Genomic DNA, 332 nt, shown 5'->3' with positions numbered 1-332 from the left:
GGGCACCCTCGCGGCCCCGATCCTCCACCCCACTCCCGGTACGCGGTCTCGGCGCGGAGCGATCCCGGGCACCCTCGCGGCCCCGATCCTCCACCCCACTCCCGGTACGCGGTCTCGGCGAGGTCGTGCCACCGCGTGCCCGGCGGCGGGGAGTCGCCGCTCGCGTCTCCTCCCCGTGCTCCGTCCGGTCGCCGCGCACGTCCGCGTCCCGGCCGGGCCGGGTGCCGTGGCGGTGGGCGCCGTCGTGTTCCGGCGTCCTTCCGAGCGGCCCCGGCCGCGCGTCGTCGGGAAGGGTGCCGAACTGCGCCGGCAGTTTGCGGAAGTGCCGGGGA

Origin of the sequence: Actinoallomurus acaciae (assembly GCF_042429965.1) — a bacterium.
Lineage (GTDB): Bacteria > Actinomycetota > Actinomycetes > Streptosporangiales > Streptosporangiaceae > Actinoallomurus > Actinoallomurus acaciae.
This window is presented reverse-complemented; position numbering follows the sequence as displayed.